This window comes from Streptomyces sp. NPDC001135 (assembly GCF_053598395.1).
The window spans coordinates 1-17818 of sequence record NZ_JBSFKD010000055.1 but is presented as its reverse complement, the minus strand read 5'-3'; the positions used below and the strand labels follow the sequence as shown (position 1 = coordinate 17818).

At 74.4% G+C, this 17818-nt stretch carries 19 protein-coding genes; 6 read left to right on the top strand and 13 right to left on the bottom strand.

Annotation, left to right across the window (positions count from 1 at the left end; genetic code table 11):
• Nucleotides 1–23: 23 nt before the first annotated feature.
• From hypE to ACWC94_RS40075, 10 genes are all read right to left on the bottom strand, one after another.
• Complete coding sequence (gene hypE, locus ACWC94_RS40120) at nt 24–1097, bottom strand: hydrogenase expression/formation protein HypE (protein ID WP_450802466.1); 1074 nt, start codon at nt 1095–1097, stop codon at nt 24–26.
• Nucleotides 1090–2241, bottom strand: coding sequence for a hydrogenase formation protein HypD (gene hypD, locus ACWC94_RS40115; RefSeq protein ID WP_450802465.1), 1152 nt, complete (start codon nt 2239–2241; stop codon nt 1090–1092). The genes hypE and hypD overlap by 8 nt, the downstream gene beginning before the upstream one ends.
• Nucleotides 2238–2528: a HypC/HybG/HupF family hydrogenase formation chaperone gene (locus ACWC94_RS40110; protein WP_450802464.1), complete on the bottom strand. Its 291-nt coding sequence runs from the start codon at nt 2526–2528 to the stop codon at nt 2238–2240. The genes hypD and ACWC94_RS40110 overlap by 4 nt, the downstream gene beginning before the upstream one ends.
• Nucleotides 2529–2531: 3 nt before the next feature.
• On the bottom strand, nt 2532–4880 hold the full coding sequence (gene hypF, locus ACWC94_RS40105) for a carbamoyltransferase HypF (protein WP_450802462.1): 2349 nt from the start codon (nt 4878–4880) through the stop codon (nt 2532–2534).
• Complete coding sequence (gene hypB, locus ACWC94_RS40100; protein WP_450802461.1) at nt 4877–5599, bottom strand: hydrogenase nickel incorporation protein HypB; 723 nt, start codon at nt 5597–5599, stop codon at nt 4877–4879. Before hypB ends, hypF begins: the two co-directional genes overlap by 4 nt.
• A 73-nt stretch (nt 5600–5672) precedes the next feature.
• Nucleotides 5673–6239, bottom strand: coding sequence for a hydrogenase maturation protease (locus ACWC94_RS40095; RefSeq protein WP_450802460.1), 567 nt, complete (start codon nt 6237–6239; stop codon nt 5673–5675).
• Nucleotides 6236–7945: a hydrogenase maturation protein gene (locus tag ACWC94_RS40090; protein WP_450802458.1), complete on the bottom strand. Its 1710-nt coding sequence runs from the start codon at nt 7943–7945 to the stop codon at nt 6236–6238. The genes ACWC94_RS40095 and ACWC94_RS40090 overlap by 4 nt, the downstream gene beginning before the upstream one ends.
• A gap of 66 nt (nt 7946–8011) precedes the next feature.
• A complete protein-coding gene (locus ACWC94_RS40085; RefSeq protein ID WP_450802457.1) occupies nt 8012–8380 on the bottom strand; it encodes a hypothetical protein in 369 nt (122 codons plus the stop codon).
• A 52-nt stretch (nt 8381–8432) separates the two neighbouring features.
• Entirely contained in the window at nt 8433–8783 is a 351-nt protein-coding gene (locus tag ACWC94_RS40080) for a hypothetical protein (RefSeq protein ID WP_450802456.1), read from the bottom strand.
• Between the two features lie 747 nt (nt 8784–9530).
• Nucleotides 9531–10061: a hypothetical protein gene (locus ACWC94_RS40075; RefSeq protein ID WP_450802454.1), complete on the bottom strand. Its 531-nt coding sequence runs from the start codon at nt 10059–10061 to the stop codon at nt 9531–9533.
• A gap of 318 nt (nt 10062–10379) precedes the next feature.
• On the opposite strand from ACWC94_RS40075, the gene ACWC94_RS40070 reads away from it, so the two are divergent.
• Nucleotides 10380–10871, top strand: a complete 492-nt coding sequence (locus ACWC94_RS40070) for a DUF1360 domain-containing protein (RefSeq protein ID WP_450802453.1) — start codon at nt 10380–10382, stop codon at nt 10869–10871.
• Nucleotides 10872–10923: 52 nt separating this feature from the next.
• On the opposite strand, the gene ACWC94_RS40065 is transcribed toward ACWC94_RS40070, so the two are convergent.
• On the bottom strand, nt 10924–11658 hold the full coding sequence (locus tag ACWC94_RS40065) for an MgtC/SapB family protein (RefSeq protein WP_450802452.1): 735 nt from the start codon (nt 11656–11658) through the stop codon (nt 10924–10926).
• Nucleotides 11659–11891: 233 nt separating this feature from the next.
• Here ACWC94_RS40065 and ACWC94_RS40060 point away from each other — a divergent pair, with 233 nt between their 5' ends.
• Together ACWC94_RS40060 and ACWC94_RS40055 are read left to right on the top strand one after the other, a co-directional pair.
• Nucleotides 11892–12335: a DUF2267 domain-containing protein gene (locus ACWC94_RS40060; RefSeq protein ID WP_450802450.1), complete on the top strand. Its 444-nt coding sequence runs from the start codon at nt 11892–11894 to the stop codon at nt 12333–12335.
• A 238-nt stretch (nt 12336–12573) separates the two neighbouring features.
• Complete coding sequence (locus tag ACWC94_RS40055) at nt 12574–12957, top strand: ANTAR domain-containing protein (protein WP_450802449.1); 384 nt, start codon at nt 12574–12576, stop codon at nt 12955–12957.
• 9 nt (nt 12958–12966) lie between these two features.
• Here the strand turns inward: ACWC94_RS40055 and ACWC94_RS40050 are convergent, their stop codons facing one another.
• The gene (locus tag ACWC94_RS40050) at nt 12967–13116 is read right to left on the bottom strand and encodes a hypothetical protein (RefSeq protein ID WP_450802447.1); all 150 of its coding nucleotides are present in this window, start codon (nt 13114–13116) and stop codon (nt 12967–12969) included.
• A 222-nt stretch (nt 13117–13338) separates the two neighbouring features.
• On the opposite strand from ACWC94_RS40050, the gene ACWC94_RS40045 reads away from it, so the two are divergent.
• Entirely contained in the window at nt 13339–14043 is a 705-nt protein-coding gene (locus tag ACWC94_RS40045; protein ID WP_450802445.1) for a nitroreductase, read from the top strand.
• Nucleotides 14044–14266: 223 nt separating this feature from the next.
• Nucleotides 14267–15436, top strand: a complete 1170-nt coding sequence (locus ACWC94_RS40040) for an AI-2E family transporter (RefSeq protein WP_450802444.1) — start codon at nt 14267–14269, stop codon at nt 15434–15436.
• A 30-nt stretch (nt 15437–15466) separates the two neighbouring features.
• Here the strand turns inward: ACWC94_RS40040 and ACWC94_RS40035 are convergent, their stop codons facing one another.
• The gene (locus tag ACWC94_RS40035) at nt 15467–16024 is read right to left on the bottom strand and encodes a TetR/AcrR family transcriptional regulator (protein ID WP_450802442.1); all 558 of its coding nucleotides are present in this window, start codon (nt 16022–16024) and stop codon (nt 15467–15469) included.
• A gap of 130 nt (nt 16025–16154) precedes the next feature.
• Here ACWC94_RS40035 and ACWC94_RS40030 point away from each other — a divergent pair, with 130 nt between their 5' ends.
• Nucleotides 16155–17312, top strand: coding sequence for an FAD-dependent monooxygenase (locus tag ACWC94_RS40030; protein WP_450802440.1), 1158 nt, complete (start codon nt 16155–16157; stop codon nt 17310–17312).
• The last annotated feature ends 506 nt before the right edge of the window (nt 17313–17818 follow it).

Below are 17818 nucleotides of genomic sequence, written 5' to 3'. Positions count from 1 at the left end.
GAGGGCGGGGCCGCATCACCCGTTCAGCAGATCCTGGGCAGCTGCTCCCCGAGCGGCAGGTCCACCACGCGGGTGCCGCCGAGGCCGGTGGCGACGACGACCATGCCCGGGTGGTCGGCGACGCACTCCCCGATGAGGCAGGCCCCGTGGCCCTGCGGGTGCGCCCGCATCGCCGCCAGGACCGCCTCGGCGTCCCGCGGCGGCACGAACGCGACGAGCCGGCCCTCGTTGGCGACGTACAGCGGGTCCAGGCCGAGGAAGCCGCAGGCGTTCGCGACCTCCTCCGGGACCGGGATGGCCCGCTCGTGCAGCCGCACGCCGGTGCCGGAGGCGCGGGCGATCTCGTTCAGGGACGCACCGAGTCCGCCCCGGGTCGGATCGCGCAGCACGTGGAGGTCCGTCGTGACCGCCAGCATGGCCGCCACGAGGTCCGCCAGGGGGGCGGTGTCGGAGACGATCTCGACGCCGAACTCCAGGCCCTCGCGCACGCTCATGACCGCCACGCCGTGCAGCCCGATGGGCCCGCTGACGATGACGGCGTCGCCCGGCCGGGCCCGCTGCGGGCGGATGTCGACGCCGTCCGGTACGAGGCCCACGCCCGCGGTGGTGACGTAGACGCCGTCGCCGTGTCCGGACTCGACCACCTTGGTGTCGCCGGTGGCGACGGTGACCCCCGCCGTCTCGGCCGCGGCGCCGATGGCCCGCGCGACGCGGCGGACGACGTCCAGTTCCACGCCCTCCTCCAGGACGAAGGCGGTGGACAGGTAGGCGGGCCGGGCGCCGCTCATCGCCAGGTCGTTCACCGTGCCGTTGACGGCGAGGTCGCCGAGGCTGCCGCCGGGGAAGAACAGCGGCCGTACGACATAGGAGTCCGTGGAGAAGGCCAGCCGGGCCCCGCCCAGGTCGAGGACGGCCGAGTCGGTGAGGGCGGCCAGGGTGGGGTTGCCGTAGGCGGGGGCGAAGACCTGCTCGATCAGTTCGGCGGACAGGGCGCCGCCTCCGCCGTGGCCCATGACGACGACCGGCTGGTCGCGCAGGGGCGCTGGACAGGTCCAGTTCGCGGGGTCGACGGCAGGTTCGGTGGCAAGGTCAGCCAACGGGGTTCATCTCCTCCTGCTGGGACTGCGGCATGCGGGATCCCTGCGGTGCCGGGGCGTTCATGCGGCGGTACAGGTAGTAGGCGGCGCAGGCGCCCTCGCTGGAGACCATGGTGGCGCCGAGCGGCGTGCGCGGGGTGCAGCTCGTGCCGAACGCCTCGCACTCGGTGGGCTTGATCAGGCCCTGCAGCACCTCGCCGGCGCGGCACACGGCGGGTTCCTCGGTGCGGATGCCGGCGACGTCGAAGCGGTGCTCGGCGTCGTAGGCCCGGTAGGCGTCGGACAGCCGCCAGCCGCTTTCGGGGATGCGGCCGATGCCGCGCCAGTTGCGGTCGACGACCTCGAAGACCTCCTCCAGCATGCGCAGGGCGGCCGGGTTGCCCCGTTCCCGTACGGCGCGCGGGTAGGCGTTCTCCACCCGGTGTTCGCCGCGCTCCAGCTGGTGGACGGCGCGGCGGACGCCCTCGAGGATGTCCAGCGGCTCGAAGCCGGTCACGACGATCGGCACCCGGTGCCGGTCGGCCAGCTCCGGGTACTCGGCCGTCCCCATCACGCTGCACACGTGCCCCGCGGCGAGGAAGCCCTGCACCCGGCATTCCGGGGCCGCCATGATGGCCTCGATCGCGGGTGGGACCCGGACGTGGGAGACCAGCAGGCTGAAGTTGTCCAGGCCGAGGCGGCGGGCCTGGTGGACGGCCATGGCGTTGGCGGGCGCGGTCGTCTCGAAGCCGATGGCGAAGAACACGACCTGGCGGTCCGGGTGCTTGCGGGCGAGGTCGAGCGCGTCCAGCGGGGAGTACACCACGCGGACGTCACCGCCCTGGCCCTTGACCTGGAACAGGTCGCGGTCGGTGCCGGGCACGCGCAGCATGTCCCCGAAGGAACAGAAGATCACCCCGGGGCGGGCGGCGATCTCCAGGGCCTTGTCGATGACGTCGAGGGGCGTCACGCACACCGGGCAGCCGGGTCCGTGGATCAACTCGACCTTGTCCGGCAGGAGTTGGTCGATGCCGTGGCGGATGATGGAGTGGGTCTGGCCGCCGCAGACCTCCATCAGCGCCCAGGGCCGGGTGACCGTGGCGTGGATCTCGTCCAGCAGCCGGCGCGCCAGGTCCGGGTCGTTGAACTCGTCGATGTACTTCACCGGGCCTCACTCCCGCTCTCCTGCCGGGCCGCCTGCTCCCAGGCGTCCCCGAACTCCTCCTCCAGCAGCCCCAGTTGCTCGAACAGCTCGAGGGACGCCCGGGCCGACTCCTCGTCCAGCCGCTGCAGGGCGAAGCCGACGTGGACGATGACGTACTCCCCCACCCGGACGTCGGGCAGGTACTCGAGGCACGCCTGCTTGCGCACCCCGCCGAAGTCGATCAGCCCGGTCAGGGGGTCGGCGCTGTGGTCGATGGACACGACCTTGCCGGGCACTGCCAGACACATGGGTCACTCCGTCTCGTGGTTGTTCACTGTTCCCGCGACCATGAGCTGACCGAGCGCCAACCCTCCGTCGTTCGCGGGTACTTCGCCGTGCCGCAGGACCGTGAAGCCGGCCGCGGCCAGCCGTGCGGTGCACTCCTGTTCCAGCAGGCCGTTGGCGAAGACGCCTCCGGTGAGGGCGACCGTGGCCAGGCCGGTCTCGGCGCGGGCGCGGTGACAGATCCCGGCGACGGCCGCCGCGACACCCCGGTGGAAGCGGGCGGCGAGGACGGGTGCGGGGGTGCCGCGCCGCCGGTCCCCCAGGAGTGCGCGCAGCACGGGCGCCGGGTCGATGTCCCGCTGCCCGGTGAGCCCGAAGGGGTAGGCCACCGTGTCCGTGTCCCGGGCCTCGGTCGCCGCCGCCTCCAGCTCCATCGCGGCCTGCGCCTCGTATCCCGCCCGGTGACACACTCCGACCAGGGACGACACCGCGTCGAACAGCCGGCCCATGCTGGAGGTCGGCGCACACGCCACCCGCCGGTCCAACTGCTGCCGCAGTACGGCGCGTTCGACGTCCGTGCAGGCCCGGACACTGGGCAGGTCCGGTTCCCAGGCCAGCCCTGCCGCCCACAGCCGGGCGAGCGCCAGCCGGCAGGGGTTGGCCACGCCCGCGTCCCCGCCGGGCAGCGGTGCGGGGGTGAGGTGGGCGAAGCGCCGGTAGCCGGTGTAGTCGGCGAGCAGGATCTCGCCGCCCCATACGGTGCCGTCGTCGCCGTACCCGGTGCCGTCGAAGGCGACGCCGATCACCGGGGCCGTACCGTCCAGGCCGTGCTCGGCCATCGCCGAGGCGATGTGGGCGTGGTGGTGCTGGACCAACCGAAGGGAGGCGTCCGGCAGTTGGGCGGCGCGCCGGCGGGCCCGGCGGGTCGAGTGGTAGCCGGGGTGCCGGTCGGCGGCGACGAGGGCCGGGCTGACGCCGGAGAGGCCGGCCAGGTGCCGCTCGGCGCGCTCGGCGGCCTCCAGCGTGGCCAGTTCGCCCATGTCACCGATGTGCGGCCCGAACCAGGCGTGGTCACCCTCGCCCAGGCACAGGACGTTCTTCAGGTCGCCGCCGACCGCGAGGACGGGCCGTACCGGAACCGGGAGCCGCACGGGGCGGGGAACGTAACCGCGGGAGCGCCGGAGGACCTGTTCGGTGCCGTCCGGGCGGACCCGCAGCAGGGAGTCGTCGCAGGGACAGGCGATGGGCCGGTCGTGGGCGAGCCAGGCGTCGGCCAGTCCGGCGAGCCGGGTCAGTGCCTCGGCGTCGTCGGTGACGATGGGTTCGCCGGAGCGGTTGCCGCTCGTCATGACCAGCGCCCGGGGGCCGGGTGGATCGCCGGGCAGCCCGAACAGCAGGGTGTGGAGGGGGGTGTAGGGCAGCATGACGCCCACGTGCGGGCTGCCCGGGCAGACCTGGTCGGCGAGGCGGAGGCCGTCTGCCGGGGTGCGCCTGCGGAGCAGGACGATGGGGCGCCGGGCGCTGGTCAGCGCGGCTCGTTCGGCGGCGGAGAGGACCGCGAGCCGCTCGGCGGTGCCGAGGTCGGCGCACATCACCGCGAAGGCCTTGCCGCCGCGTTCCTTGCGGTCGCGCAGTGCGGTGACGGCGCGGGCGTCGGTGGCGTCGCAGGCCAGGTGGTAGCCGCCGAGGCCCTTGACGGCGACGATCCGCCCGGCGGCCAGCAGCGCCCGTGCCGCCGCCAGGGCGTCCGCGTCCCGGGCCGGGCGGACCCCGAGACCGTCGGCCGGGACCAGGGTGAGCCGCGGACCGCAGTCGGGGCAGGCGACCGGCTGGGCGTGGAAGCGCCGGTCGGCGGGGTCGCCGTACTCGCGGGCGCAGGAGGGGCACATCGGGAAGCCGGCCATGGTCGTGGCCACGCGGTCGTACGGCATCCCGGTGGCGATGGTGAAGCGCGGGCCGCAGTGGGTGCAGGTGACGAACGGGTGCCGGTGCCGGCGGTCGCCCGGATCGGCCAGTTCCCGCAGGCAGTCCGCGCAGGTGGCGGTGTCGGGCGGGAGCTGGGTGCGGCCGGCGGCCCGCTCGGTGGAGCGGATGGCGAAGGCGCCGGTGTCGCCGGTCGCGGGCAGGACCGCGTCCTCGACGGCGGTGACGGTGGCGAGCGGCGGCGGCTGTTCGGCGAGCAGGACGCAGAAGCGGTCCACCTCCGGGGCCGGCCCCTCGATCTCGATGTGCACGCCGTCCCCGGTGTTGCCGACGAACCCGGCCAGACCGAGCCCGGCGGCGAGGCGGTGCACATACGGCCGGAAGCCGACGCCCTGCACGGTGCCCCGCACGGTGAGGACACGCCGTACCGGTCCGGCGGCGGGGGCGGTCATGCGACGGGAGCGGACGGGGCGTGGTGGTGGCCGTGCGGACGCGGGGCGAGGGGCGGCCGGTGCGGTACGCCGTCCCGGGCGGCGAGGGCGCGCTCCAGGAGGGTGCCGACTCCGGCGCCGGTGCGGGCGCAGGACCGTACGATCTCCACGCCCGGGTTGACCCGGTGCACGTTCGTCCGGAAGGCGGTCTCGTCGAACCCGGCCAGCTCGGCGAGGTCCGTCTTGGTGATCACGACCAGATGGGCGGAGCCGAAGGCGGTGGGGTACTTCAGTGGTTTGTCCTCGCCCTCGGTGACCGCCATCAGCACGACCCGCAGGGTCTCGCCGAGGTCGTAGGCGGCCGGGCAGACGAGGTTGCCGACGTTCTCCACGAAGAGCACCGAGGTGTCGGCCGGCAGCCAGCCGTCCAGCCGGGCGCGGACCTGACGGGCCTCCAGGTGGCACAGTCCGTCGGTGAGCAGCTGCTGGACGGGGGCGCCGGCACGGGCCAGCCGGACGGCGTCGTTCTCGGTGGCCAGGTCCGCGGTCAGCGCGGCCACCGGCACCCCCTGCTCCACCGCGCGGGCCAGGACCCGGCCGAGGAGTTCGGTCTTGCCGCTGCCCGGGCTGGACAGCAGGTTGACGACGGTCACGCCCTGCCGGGCGAGGTCGCCGCGCAGATCCGCGGCCAGGTCGTCGTTCTTCGCCAGGACTGCCTGCTTGACGTCGGACCGGCACATGGGCGCTGCTCCTCGGATGCGGCGGTGGGGCCCGGGCCGCGTCCCTGTGGCCCGGGCTCCACCGATCTTCCGCTCAGCCGGCCGTCGTACCGGGCAGCGCAGCCGGGCGTGGGGGCCCGGATTCCATCGGGCGGCCCAACGGGGGTGCGGGTGCGGCGGGGTCGGCGAGCAGGGCCGGGACCAGTGTGTGCAGCGCGTCGACGGCTCGGGGGACGGCTTCCCGGACCGGTGTGCTGAGCCCCGGCAGGATGTCCTCGTCACCGGCCGGCAGCACCTGCGGCTCGCAGGCCAGGACGAGAACGCGGGGCAGGGGCTCGTCGCCCAGGTGCGCGGCCAGGGCCAGCACCTTCGCCGGGTCCATGCCGTGGGCCTCGGGCACGACGGTGCCGTCGGGTGGTTCGGCCTCGATCAGCGAGAGGGTGCCGGGGCGGTGGCCGCGCCGCGCGGCGTCGACGAGAACGGCGGCGTCGTATCCGCCCAGCAGGGCGTAGGCGAGGTCCAGCCCGCGGATGCCGTAGTCGTGCACCCGCGCCTCGGACGGCAGCGGGCACCCGCCGAGGGCGCGGATCACCTCGGGGCCGAAGGCGTCGTCGGCGAGGAAGATGTTGCCGACGCCCGCCACCAGCAGGCGCGGCGTCACCGGACGTCTCCGGCGGGCGCGGTCAGGGGCCGGGGGGAACCGGTGGGTGTTTTGCGTACGAAGGCCGAGCGCAGGGTGTGGTAGGGGGCCTGGGGGTCGAAGAAGATCGCGTGCATGCGGGCCAGTTCGGCCTCGCGGTACTGCGCGAGGGGACGCTCGCGTTCGTCCGCGGCACGGGCGGCGGTCTTGGCGGCGATCCGCTCGGCCAGGCCGGGGGCGGCGGCGAGTTCGGCCGCCAGCCGCTCGACCTCGGCCGGGAAGGCGCCGGTGCCGGCCGGTACGAGCCGGTCCACGAGCCCGAGCCGCTCGGCGGACGCGGCGCTGACGGGCAGTGCCTCGGTGGTGAGCCGCCGGGCCTGCTCCGCCCCGGCGCGGCGCGGCAGGGTGTACGTCCAGAACTCCGAGCCGTACAGGCCCATCCGCCGGTAGTGCGGGTTGAGGACGACGCCGGTGCGGCACCACACCTGGTCGGCGGCGAGGGCGAGCATGGCGCCGCCGGCCGCCGCGTTTCCGGCGAGGGCGGCCACGACCAGCCGGTCGGTGGTGCGCAGCACCGCCTCGACCAGGTCGTCCATGGCGTTCAGGTTGGTCCACGACTCCTGGGCCGGGTCGGGGGCCGCCTCGATGACGTTCAGGTGGATGCCGTTGGAGAAGAAGTCGCGGGCCCCGCCGAGCACCAGGACGCGGGTGGGGCGGGAGAGCGCGTGCTCGTAGGCGGTCAGCAGGCGGCGGCACTGGTCGGTGCTCATGGCGCCGCCCGGGCAGGAGAAGCCGAGGAATCCGACGTCGCCGCGCTGCCGGTAGCGGATGTCGGTCCAGGTGCGCCGGCCGGGCGGCAGTTCCAGCGGGGCGGCGGCCTCCGGCAGCTCGAGGGTGGGTTCCCACGCGGCGAGCACGGAGGCGGCCGGGCGGCGGAAGGGCGCGGGGTCACCGGAGTTCCTGCGGGGGCGCAGCTCCGGGATCCAGACGGCGCCGTCGCGGGTGGCCCGGCAGACGGCGCCCGCCCGCTGGGCCAGGAGTTCGCCGGGGCGGCCGCGCAGCTGGTCCTCCGGGTGCCCGCCGTGCAGGAACACCTCACGGCCGCGGAGTTCGTCCAGGACGCCCGGCTGCGAGTCGGCACCGCGGAGCTTGCGCAGGACCGTCTCGGTGTCGTCCCGTTCCCAGTCGATGCGGCGCCGCTCCTGCCGGAAGGCGTCGCGCCAGACCACGCTGATCGAGTCGTCTGTCTGCGGCCGGGGCTTGTAGGAGCCTTCGGCGTAGCGCCGTACGGCGGTGAGGACGGCGGTGACGGCGGCGTCGGAGGCCTCGTTGCGGTACAGGTCGCTCTTGCCGACGGGCGCCACCGGGAACGGCTCCGACGCCCAGATCGCCCCCGCGTCCATCGCCGCCTCGGCCTGCAGGACCGTCACACCCCAGTGGGCCGCGCCCTCGGCGATGGCCCAGTCCAGCGAGGACGGGCCACGGTCGCCGGGCGGGCCGGGATGGACGATCAGGCAGGTGTGTTCCCGCCACACGTCCTCGGGCAGGGCCGTCCTGAGCATCGGCGCGATGACCAGCTCCGGCCGCAGCTCGCGGACGGCGGTGCGGACGGGGTCGGCGCCCTGTGCGGCGAGGACGACGTCGACGTGGTGCCCGAGGTCCGACAGTTCGGCGTACACACGCTGGGAGAGGCTGTTGAACGCGCTGGCGACGAGCAAAATGTCCATGACATCGCATCGTCGTCGCCGACCGGGGTGCCGTGAAGAACCGCCGCGCGGTTTTGGCCCCCCCGGTCAGGTCTCTTCCTCCATACGGATCGCATTGCGCAGATCCTCGAAGGCCTGGCTCCGGTCGCCGGAGTGGGCCTCCAGCAGGGCCCCGGCGATCGCGTCGAGCTTGCGCTGGATCGCGTGCTCGGCGCGCATCTCGGCGTTCTTCAGCAGCGCCAGGAGCAGCAGGGTGACCGCGGTCATCGACTCGCCCGCCAGCAGGAGCAGTTCGAGCCGCAGGTGCGCGACGTGCGCGGCGACGAAGAAGCCGACGAGGAGCAGGCAGAAGAGGAAGAACACCGGCGAGCTGGTGAAGTTGGAGGCGTACTCCGCGAACTGCTCGAACCGGCCGCGGCCCGCCCCGCCGCGGTGCACGGGGTTCTTGAAGGTCATGACCGGGCCTTCCCACTCGGCCGGAGCAACCGGCCCGCCGGCCGCCGCGCGGTCACGCGGCGGCCCCGGCCGCGGCCCGTATCCGATGCGGCGCTCCCGGGTCCGGGCCCACGGCCCCGGCGGCGTACGCGCAGTTGAGTACACCCGAGGCCGGGCGCTCCGGCAGGGCCGGGGCGAGGACTCGCAGCAGGGTCGTGCGGGCGGCCGGCAGCACGAGGACACCGCAGGTGCCGGCCCCGGCGAGCAGCAGCCCGCACGCGCCCGGCCGTTTCAGCGCGGTCATGATCTCGTCCCGGACGGCGCCGGTCTCCTTGCGGGCCGGTTCACCGGCGTCCTCGGCCGGCCGGGCCACCGCGTCCCCGACGCCACCGGCCACCGATGTCTCGTCGCCTCGCGCGCCCATCGCCCTCTCCCGCCTGCAGTCACTCGAAACCGGCCGCCGCGACGAACGGCCCACGGATCAGCTCCGCAGTACCCCTGCGGGGGCGTACGACACGGGGGGCCGACGCGCCGGTTCGGGCTGGTCGGGGCGGGTGAGCTGGGTGGGCAGGGTTGACTGGGCGGACCAGGTCACTGGTACGGCGGGTCGGGCTGGGCCGGCGGATCAGGCTGCTCCTGCAGGTCGGGCCGGGCTGGGCCAGCGGATCAGGCTGGTACGGCGGGTCGAGCTGGGCACGCGGACGGGGCTGAGCCAGTGGGGCGGGACCTGAGCCCTCCTGCAGGTCGGGCCGGGCTGGGCCAGCGGATCAGGCTGGTACGGCGGGTCGAGCTGGGCGAGCGGACGGGGCAGAGCCTGCGGGCGGGACCTGGGCCTGCGGGGCGGACTCGCCACACGGAACGGGCTGTGCCTGCAGGACACGCTGAAGCCTGCGAACCGGGCTGGGCCGGCGGGGCTGGCTGGACCTTCGGGCCGGGCCGAGGGAAAGGGCCAGGCGGGGGAGGCAGGGGCAGGGGCCGGACGGGGGGCAGGGGCCGAACGGGGCGGACTGGCGCAGCCGGGCGTACCAGCGGGCTGGGCGTACCAGCGGGCTGGGTGTACGGGCACGGCTGCGGCTCGGCCTGGCGGGGTGTTCGAACGAGGGTCTACCTGGCGAGGCGCAGTGCAGTCATGAGCGCGCAGGACGCCGGAACCGTCCGGCGGAGCAGGGGCTCAGGCGGCGAGGGCGCCGCCCGTACCCAGCCGGTCCAGGAGCTGGTCGAGGTGCAGCTCGGCCACGGGAGCGACGAGGTCGGGGTGGCGCAGCAGCGCGGCGGCGCGCCGGTCACCGTCGTCCGGCGCGACCAGGCGCCGGAACTCCACCGGTGCGCCCGAGGCGTGCTCGCCGTCGGCGAGCGCGGCGACGGCCAGCCCGGCCAGCTCGGGATCGGTGAGCAGGCCGGCCGCCCAGCTGGCGACGACCTCGTCCACCCACGTGCGCCAGGCCCAGTCGTCCGCCTGGCCGTCCTCATCCACCCGCTCGGTACCGGTGATCCAGTCGAGGCGCGCGGCTCCACCGGGACCTGCCATCGTGACCAGGCCCGCGTCGATCTCCGTCGGGTAGCGCAGCCACGCGGCGACGGTCACGGCCTGCCGGGCCTGCGCCTCGCACAGGGCGGAGGCGAGCGCGCCGCCGCTGGGCGGATAGGCGACCGTCAGCCAGCGTGCCGTCGCGGCGATGAGGGGGGACAGGTCAGTGAGCACAGCCGGGCCGTCCGAGATGCGAGGGGAAGGGGAAACAAGGGCTCGACGCAACGGTAGCCCGGCACCGGTCGGGACAGGGAGGGGGTTGCGAACCAGGTCATATGTGGCATTGCCCACGTCACAGGGCATCGCGACATCGCCCGCCCTGGTCCACCCCGTACACCCATCGCCCCGGCGAACCTGCGCCCACCCGGCATGTCGCCCCGCTGTCTCGCCGAACCCTGGGCCCTTTGCGTGCGTGTCGCCGACCGGGCCCGGGGAACTCGAGGCGGGCCCGATGCTGGTCGGGCCCACGTGCGGGGAGGTACGGGAGGTCTCATGGCGACGGACGCCGTGCGGTACGACGACCAGGGCGACGTCCCTCTCGCCGGGTACGCCGCCCTCGCCTCCGTCTTCACGGCGGGCGCCGGCACCTTCGCGGTGCTGGCCCGGCGCCGGGGTGTCCGACTGCCCGACGAGGTGCCGCCGTGGGACGTCCTACTGATGGGTGCGGGGGCGTACAAGGCGTCCAGGCTGCTGGCCCGGGACAGGATCACGAGCTTTCTGCGGGCGCCCTTCACCCGCCGCGCGGACGAGGGCGAGGCGAACGAGGTCATCGACGAACCGCGGGGCCACGGCATCCGGCGCGCCGTGGGCGACCTGCTGTCCTGCCCGTTCTGCACCTCGGCCTGGGCCGTCGGCACCCTGGTGTGCTCGTACGCCGCGAATCCCCGGCTCACCCGCCTGGTCTGCGGGGGCCTCGGCGCGCTGACGGTCGCGGACGGGCTGCAGTACGCCTGGACGTGGACACAGCGGACGGAGCAGGGCTGAGCGGAGCCGGACCCGGCAACCGGCGACTCCCGCGCCGCGACGGCCGTGCCCGCTATTCGTCGTCGGCCGCCGCACTCACCTCGACGTCGAGCACCCCCTCGTCCTGGAAGAACTCCGACGCCAGCCCTGAGGAGTCCCCGGTGCCCTCCAGTTCGAGCAGCACCCGGGCCGCGTCGTCCGTGCGGCCGGGCAGCCGTTCCACCTTGACCTGCACGATGCGAAAGCCGCGCCGGGTGCAGGTCTCCATCAGGCGTGGCAGCAGCGCGACCCCGGTCCGGTAGGTCAGGCGCGCCTCGAAGGTGCCGGCGGCCGTGCCGGGGATCAGCCGGGACGTGACGAGCGGATAGCCCCGCACCACCAGGAAGTGCAGGGCGGTCACCGCCAGCGCGAGGATGGGCAGTCCGCCGCCGCAGGCCATGCCGACCGCGCAGGTCAGCCAGATGGTGGCGGCCGTCGTCAGGCCCCGTACGGCGTCCCGTCGGACGAAGATCAGGCCGCCGCCGATGAAACCGATGCCGGACACGATCTGCGCGGCGACGCGGGAGGGGTCGAAGGAGACGTTCTCCAGCCCCAGCACCGCCGTGAACCCGTGCTGGGACACCTCCATCATCAGCGCGCTCGCGATGCCGACCAGCGTGTGGGTGCGCAGTCCGGCGCTCTTCTGCTGGGCTGCCCGCTCCCAGCCGATCAGGCTGGACAGCAGCAGCGCCAGCCCCAGCTCGCCGAGCTGCCGCAGCCCCTGGCCGTTGTGCACGTCCCACAACGGCGCCGCCACCGCTCCTATCATGCACACCTCACATCCCGTTCCCGATCTCCGGTCGTTCGATGGTCCGCCGCCGACGCCTACCCGGCGACGGGACCGTGACTCCACCGGGGCGGATACCGGCCGCGACCGGGTACTCGGGCGTGGCAACCGGGTACTCGACATGACCGGGCACCGGGACGGGCCGAGGCTCGTGCCTCACCCGCGGCGAGGGACGTACCACACCGTCAGGACTTCGTGAGGAAGGAACCGGCCTCATGCAGCACGACGAGATGATCGGAAAGGTGCAGGCACTGGCCCAGCTGCCGGACCGGGGTTCGGCCGAACGGGCCGCGCACGCCGTCGTCAGCACGCTGTCGGAACGGCTGCCGTCCGGGCTGGCCCGGCACGTCGCGGCACAGCTGCCGCCCGACATGGCGGCGGCGATGCGGGAGGCGGCCGACACCTCGACCGCCGCCGACTCCGGCGCGGCGGGCGAGCGGTTCGGGCTGGCCGTCTTCGCCGGACGCATCGCCGACCGGGCGTGCACCGACGAGGACACGGCCCTGCGGGAGGCCGCCGCCGTGCTGGAGGTGCTCGACGCGGCGCTCGCCCCGGAGCTGACCGAGCGGATGGCCGGCGCCCTGCCCGCGGACATCCGTGACCTGCTGCCGGTGGGCCGGGCGACCGAGAGCGAGGGCCCGGCGGGGCAGGAGGGTTGACGCCGGAACAGCCGGAACGCCTGTGTGGCGCGGGGCGCGCGAGGCCGGAGGCCGGACACCGGGAGGATCCGCGCGGCAGAGCCCGGTCGGGCCGGCAGCGGCGGAGGGACGTGCCCGCCGCACGGCACGGCCCGTGCGGCGTGACGGTGTGCCCCGTCGCTCGTTCGATCCGTGTGCCGGCGCCCACCGGGGGCAGGCGTAGCAGTGACGCCCCCCACCACCCCCGCAAAGGCGCTCCATGGTCTTCTTCGCTCTCTCCCGGCACCAGCCGCTGGCCCTGCTCTCCTCCACCGACCTGGCAGCCGAGTACGACCGGCTGATGACAGAGAACCGGCAGCTGCGGCGCGCCGTGTCCTCGCACGCGGTGATCGACCAGGCCATCGGAGCCGTGGTCGTCCTCGGACGGATCGCCCCGGAAGAGGCCTGGCGGGCGCTGCGGGACGTCTCCCAGCGCACCAACACCAAGCTGCGGACGGTCGCCGAGCACATCCTGCGGTACGCCCAGGGCGGAACGCTCACCGAACCGGAGCGGCTCGAACTCGGCAGGGCGATCGCCCGCTACCGGCGGTGCGCCGACCTGCACGAGGCGCCGGCGGCGGAGAACCCGGCGACGGATCAGTGACGGCCCGGATCAGCGACGGCCCGCCTTCGTACGGCGAAGTCGGCGGTGCCTGCTGTGGCGGGCGGCCGGAGGCCGCAGGATCCACCGGTCCTCGACCTGGTCGAGTCCGTACAGCAGGATGCTGAGGACCGGAAGCAGCAGTACGGCGATGGTGATCACTGCGGATCCCTCTCTGCCGACGACGTCTGCCGGGTGCCCCCTCCCGGTCCGTCCCACCCCGGGCGGTTGTGAAAGTCCTGTGACCGCCCGCCGTCCGCGCCGGTCGCCGACGGTGCTCGGTCGCCTGGTGCCGCCCCTCCCGCACACTCCGGTCACATCCGCCGGCCGGCCTCCGTCAGTACGGCGGAGGACGGAGTCGACGGGAGCCGGGAGGTCACGCGGGTGGATGTGTACAAGGCGGTGGACAGCCGGAGGGCGGTGCGGGCCTTCACCGGGGAACCGGTCCCGCGTGCGGCACTGGAACGGGTTCTGACCGCCGCCGCCCGCTCCCCCTCGGGCGGCAATCTCCAGCCGTGGCACACCTATGTGCTCACCGGTGCGCCGTTGGCCGAGCTGAAGAAGCGCGCGGGCGCACGCGCCGCGGCGGGCGATCCCGGGGACGAGCGGCAGTACCGGATGTATCCGCCGCGGCCGAAGTCCCCCTACCGGGAGCGGCGGTCGGCGGCGGCCGCCCAGCGTTTCACCGCCCTGGGCATCCGGCGCGGGGACACGGAGGCCCGCCGGGCGGCCGTGGACGAGAACTGGCGCTGTTTCGGCGCCCCTTGTCTGCTGCTGTGCTACCTCGACCGCGACATGGGCGCCGCGCAGTGGGCCGACCTCGGGATGTATCTGCAGACGGTGATGCTCCTGCTGCGCGCCGAAGGGCTGCACAGTTGTCCGCAGATGGCGTGGTCGGTGTACCACCGGACGGTCGCGGACGTCGTGTCGCCTCCGGAGGAACTGGTCCTGTTCGCGGGCGTGTCGATCGGCTTCGCGGATCCGTCGGCCCGGTACGCCCGCATCGACCGGGCACCGCTCGGCGAGACGCTCACCTTCCTGGACGACGGTGCCGACGGCCCGGCCCCGGATCGAGGTGTCCCGTCGTAGACGTGTCGCGTCGTAGACGTGTCCCGTCGTAGACGTGTCCCGTCGTAGACATGGGCGGTTCCCGGCCGTCTCCCCGCCGGCGAGCGGCGTGAGCAGCACCGAAACGCGCCATCCGGTGGACACCGCGCGCGGGCGCGTTCCGCGCGCTCGGTCCGCGACGTGCGCTTACGGTGCTGTACATGTGACCGACCGTCATCAGGGTGGCGGAGAGGAGCCGGAATCGGTGGAGGGTGATGGGCGTCGGCGGGCGGCCGGAGCGGGCGGCCACCGCCGCGGGAGGCGGGTGCTGGGCAGCCGGCCGGCGTACTCGGTGCGGATCCTGGCCGTCCAGCGACCCGAACCGGTGCCGGTGGCCGAGCGGACGGTGCCGTGGCTGCGGGTCGGGGCGGCCTACGCCTGGCGGCTCATCCTCGTCGGGATCGTCGTCTACGGCGTCTTCATCATCCTCGGCAGCTTCCAGCTCATCGCCGTCGCCCTCTTCCTCGCCCTGGTCGTCACCTCCGTCCTGCGCCCGCTGACGGACCTGCTCAGCCGGATCCTGCCGCGGCCGCTGGCCGTCGCCGTGGCGCTGGTGGGCAGTGTGCTGCTCCTGCTGGGCCTGCTGGCCCTGGTGGGGAACGCGGTGGCGGGCGAGTCGACCCGGCTGGCGGGTGAGTTCCGGGGCGGGGTGCACCGCATCGAGGAGTGGTTACGGCGGCCGCCGTTCCGGATGAGTCCCGGCCGGCTGTCCGAGCTGGAGAACCAGGTGACGCACTACTTCGCGACGCACCGGTCCAGCCTGCTCAGCCGGGCCGTCAGCGGGCTGAGCCGGGTGGTCGAGCTGGTCACCGGGGTCGCGCTGGCGCTGTTCGCCTCGGTGTTCTTCATCCACTCCGGTGAGCGCCTGTGGGGCTGGATCCGCGACCAGCTGCTGCCGAGCGGCGCCCGTCCCGCGTGGGACCGGGCGGGGCACGCGGCGTGGCGGGCCTTCGCCGGGTACACGCGCGGCATCATCATCGTGGCCGCCACCAACGCCGTCCTCGTCGGTATCTCGCTGCTCGTGCTGCGGGTGCCGCTCGCGCTGCCGCTGACGTTGCTGGAGTTCTTCGCCGCGTTCGTACCGCTGGTGGGCTCGCCCGTCGCGCTCGCCGTCGCCACGGTCGTCGCGCTGGCCGGACGCGGGCCGATCACGGCGCTGGCCGTGCTGGCGCTGATCGTCGTCATCGGCCAGCTGGAGGGGCACGTCCTGCATCCGCTGGTGATGAGCTGGGCCGTACGGCTGCATCCGCTCGTCGTCGCGGTCTCGGTGATCGCCGGCAGCATCATCGCGGGGGTGATCGGTGCGGTGGTGGCCGTGCCGATGGTCTCGGTCGTGTGGGCGGTGCTGCGCGCACTGCGCGCGGTGCCGCCGTGAAGGAGAGGAGCGGCGCCGTCGCCGCACCGCTCAGCGCAGGGCCGCCGCCACCAGGCCGCCGATCTCCTCCTCGGACACGGTTCCGCCGTTCACCAGCCGGTCGAAGATCAGGCCGTCCACACAGGTCAGCAGCGTCACGGTGCGTTCCTCCGGATCCGCCACGCCCTGCGCGGCGAGAAAGTCGCACGCCGCCTGCCGCGCCCGGTTCTCGCGCGGCACCAGGATCTCGCGCAGTTCGGGATGACGCGCGCTCTCGACCGCGCACGCGTAGCGCGCCAGGGAACGCCTGCGTCCTTCCCCGGTGAGCCGCGCCGCGGCGAACCGCACCAGTCCGGCGACCATGTCAGCTGCGGTGCGCGGAACCGGCACCCGGGCTCCGATCTCCTGCAGCTCGCCCTGGTCGAGTGCCACCAGGCGCTGCACCAGTGCGGTGAGCAGGGCTTGGCGGGTGCGGTAGTAGGCGGACGTGGTACCGGGAGGCAGCTGCGCCGCCCGGTCCACGGCGCGATGTGTCAGCCCCCGCATCCCGGCGTCGGCGAGCACGGCGATGGCCGCGTCGGCGAGGACGGTACGTCGTTCTGTGGACACCCTCTCTTTCTACACCCCCGCTTCTACAGCTGTAGGGCATGCGCTGTACGGTCTTCTACAGCTGTAGAAGCACAGCTGTAGAAGCACAGCTGTAGAAGACCTGGTGGAGCGGGATCGAAGGGGGACCGGCATGGGCGGCACGGCGGTGGTGGTCGGCGGCGGAATAGGCGGGCTGGCGGCGGCGATCGGGCTGCGCCGGATCGGCTGGGACGTACGGGTGGTGGAGCGGGCCGCCACCCTGGCCGACGCGGGCGCGGGCATCTCGCTGCACGCCAACGGTCTGCGCGCCCTGGACGCGCTCGGCGTCGGAGCGGCCGTGCGCGCGGCGGCCCGACCGCAGTACAGCGGCGGCACCCGCACCCCTGAGGGCCGCTGGCTGGCCCGGATGGACGGTGCCGCCCTGGAACGCGCGCTGGGCGCGCCGATCGTCGGTATCCGGCGCGCGGTCCTGCACCGCCTGCTGCGCGCCGCCCTGCCGGCCGAGTGCCTGCACGTCGGGGTCACCGTGCCCGCGCTGGACCGGTCGGCCCCGGACCGGGTGGGGGTGCCGGTCGGGGACGGCGTTGTGGACGCCGACCTGGTCGTCGCGGCCGACGGGGTGGGCAGCCGGTTGCGCGGACTGCTGTTCCCCGGCCATCCCGGCCCGGTCTACGGCGGCTCGACGGTGCTGCGGGCCGTCACCGGCCGGCCGCTGGAGCTGAGCGGTGACTTCGAGCTGACCTGGGGCGGGGGTGCGGAGTTCGGGCACATCGCCTTCGCCGACGGTCTGGCCGAGTGGCACGCGGTGCTCACCACCCCCGCCGGGGTCCGCCACGCCGACCCGCTCGGCATGCTGCGCCGCCGCTTCGGCGGCTGGCACGACCCGATCCCCGCGCTCCTGGACGCGACCCGGCCCGAGGACGTGCTCCACCACGACATCCACGAGCTGGCCACGCCCCTGCGGTCGTTCGTCGCGGGCCGGGTGGCGCTCCTCGGGGACGCGGCGCACGCCATGACGCCGAACCTCGGCCAGGGCGCCTGTCAGGCGCTGGAGGACGCGGTCACGCTGGCCGCCGCGCTCGCCGGTGAGCCGTCGGTCGGCTCGGCACTGGCCCGCTACGACGCCGAGCGCCGCCCCCGCTCCCAGGCGGTCGCCCGCGCCGCCCGGCAGGCGGGCCGGATGGGGCAGCAGCTGTCCCATCCGCTCGCCGTGACCCTGCGCAACACCGCGCTGCGGCTGGCCCCGTCCCGGGTGACGACGCGGGCGATCCTGCGACACGCCGACTGGACGCCGCCCGGCCTGGGGTGACCTGCCGCCCGGGTACTCGGCACTCGCCCCCGTCGCCGTCCGCCGCCCGGCCCCGGCCACCGCACGAGTGATCGCCTGACCGGCGACTGCCGGTGCTGATCCGGGCCGGCCGGGCACCGTACGGACACGCCACGACCAGCCGTGGACCCGGAACGACGTCGACACCACGACCACACCCACCAGGACGGGCCGGAGACCCGCTCCCGCTCGCCCACCGTGATGCCCGTCCGCACCCGCCCCGGGCCCTCGGCCCCCTGGCTGCCAACCACGGTGCGCGGGCCGCGGCCGGCGGGGCCGGCCGGGCACCGTACGGACACGCCATGACCAGCCCGTGGACCCGGGACGACGACGCCACGGCCACACGCCTCGACCACACCCATCAGAGCGAGCCGTAGGTCCGCTCCCCCTCGGCCACCGTGATGCCCCTCCCCACCGGCCCGCCGCCCTCGGACCCCTGGGCGCCCAGGGGCAAGTTCATCAACGCCCTGAACAAGGCCGGTCTCGCC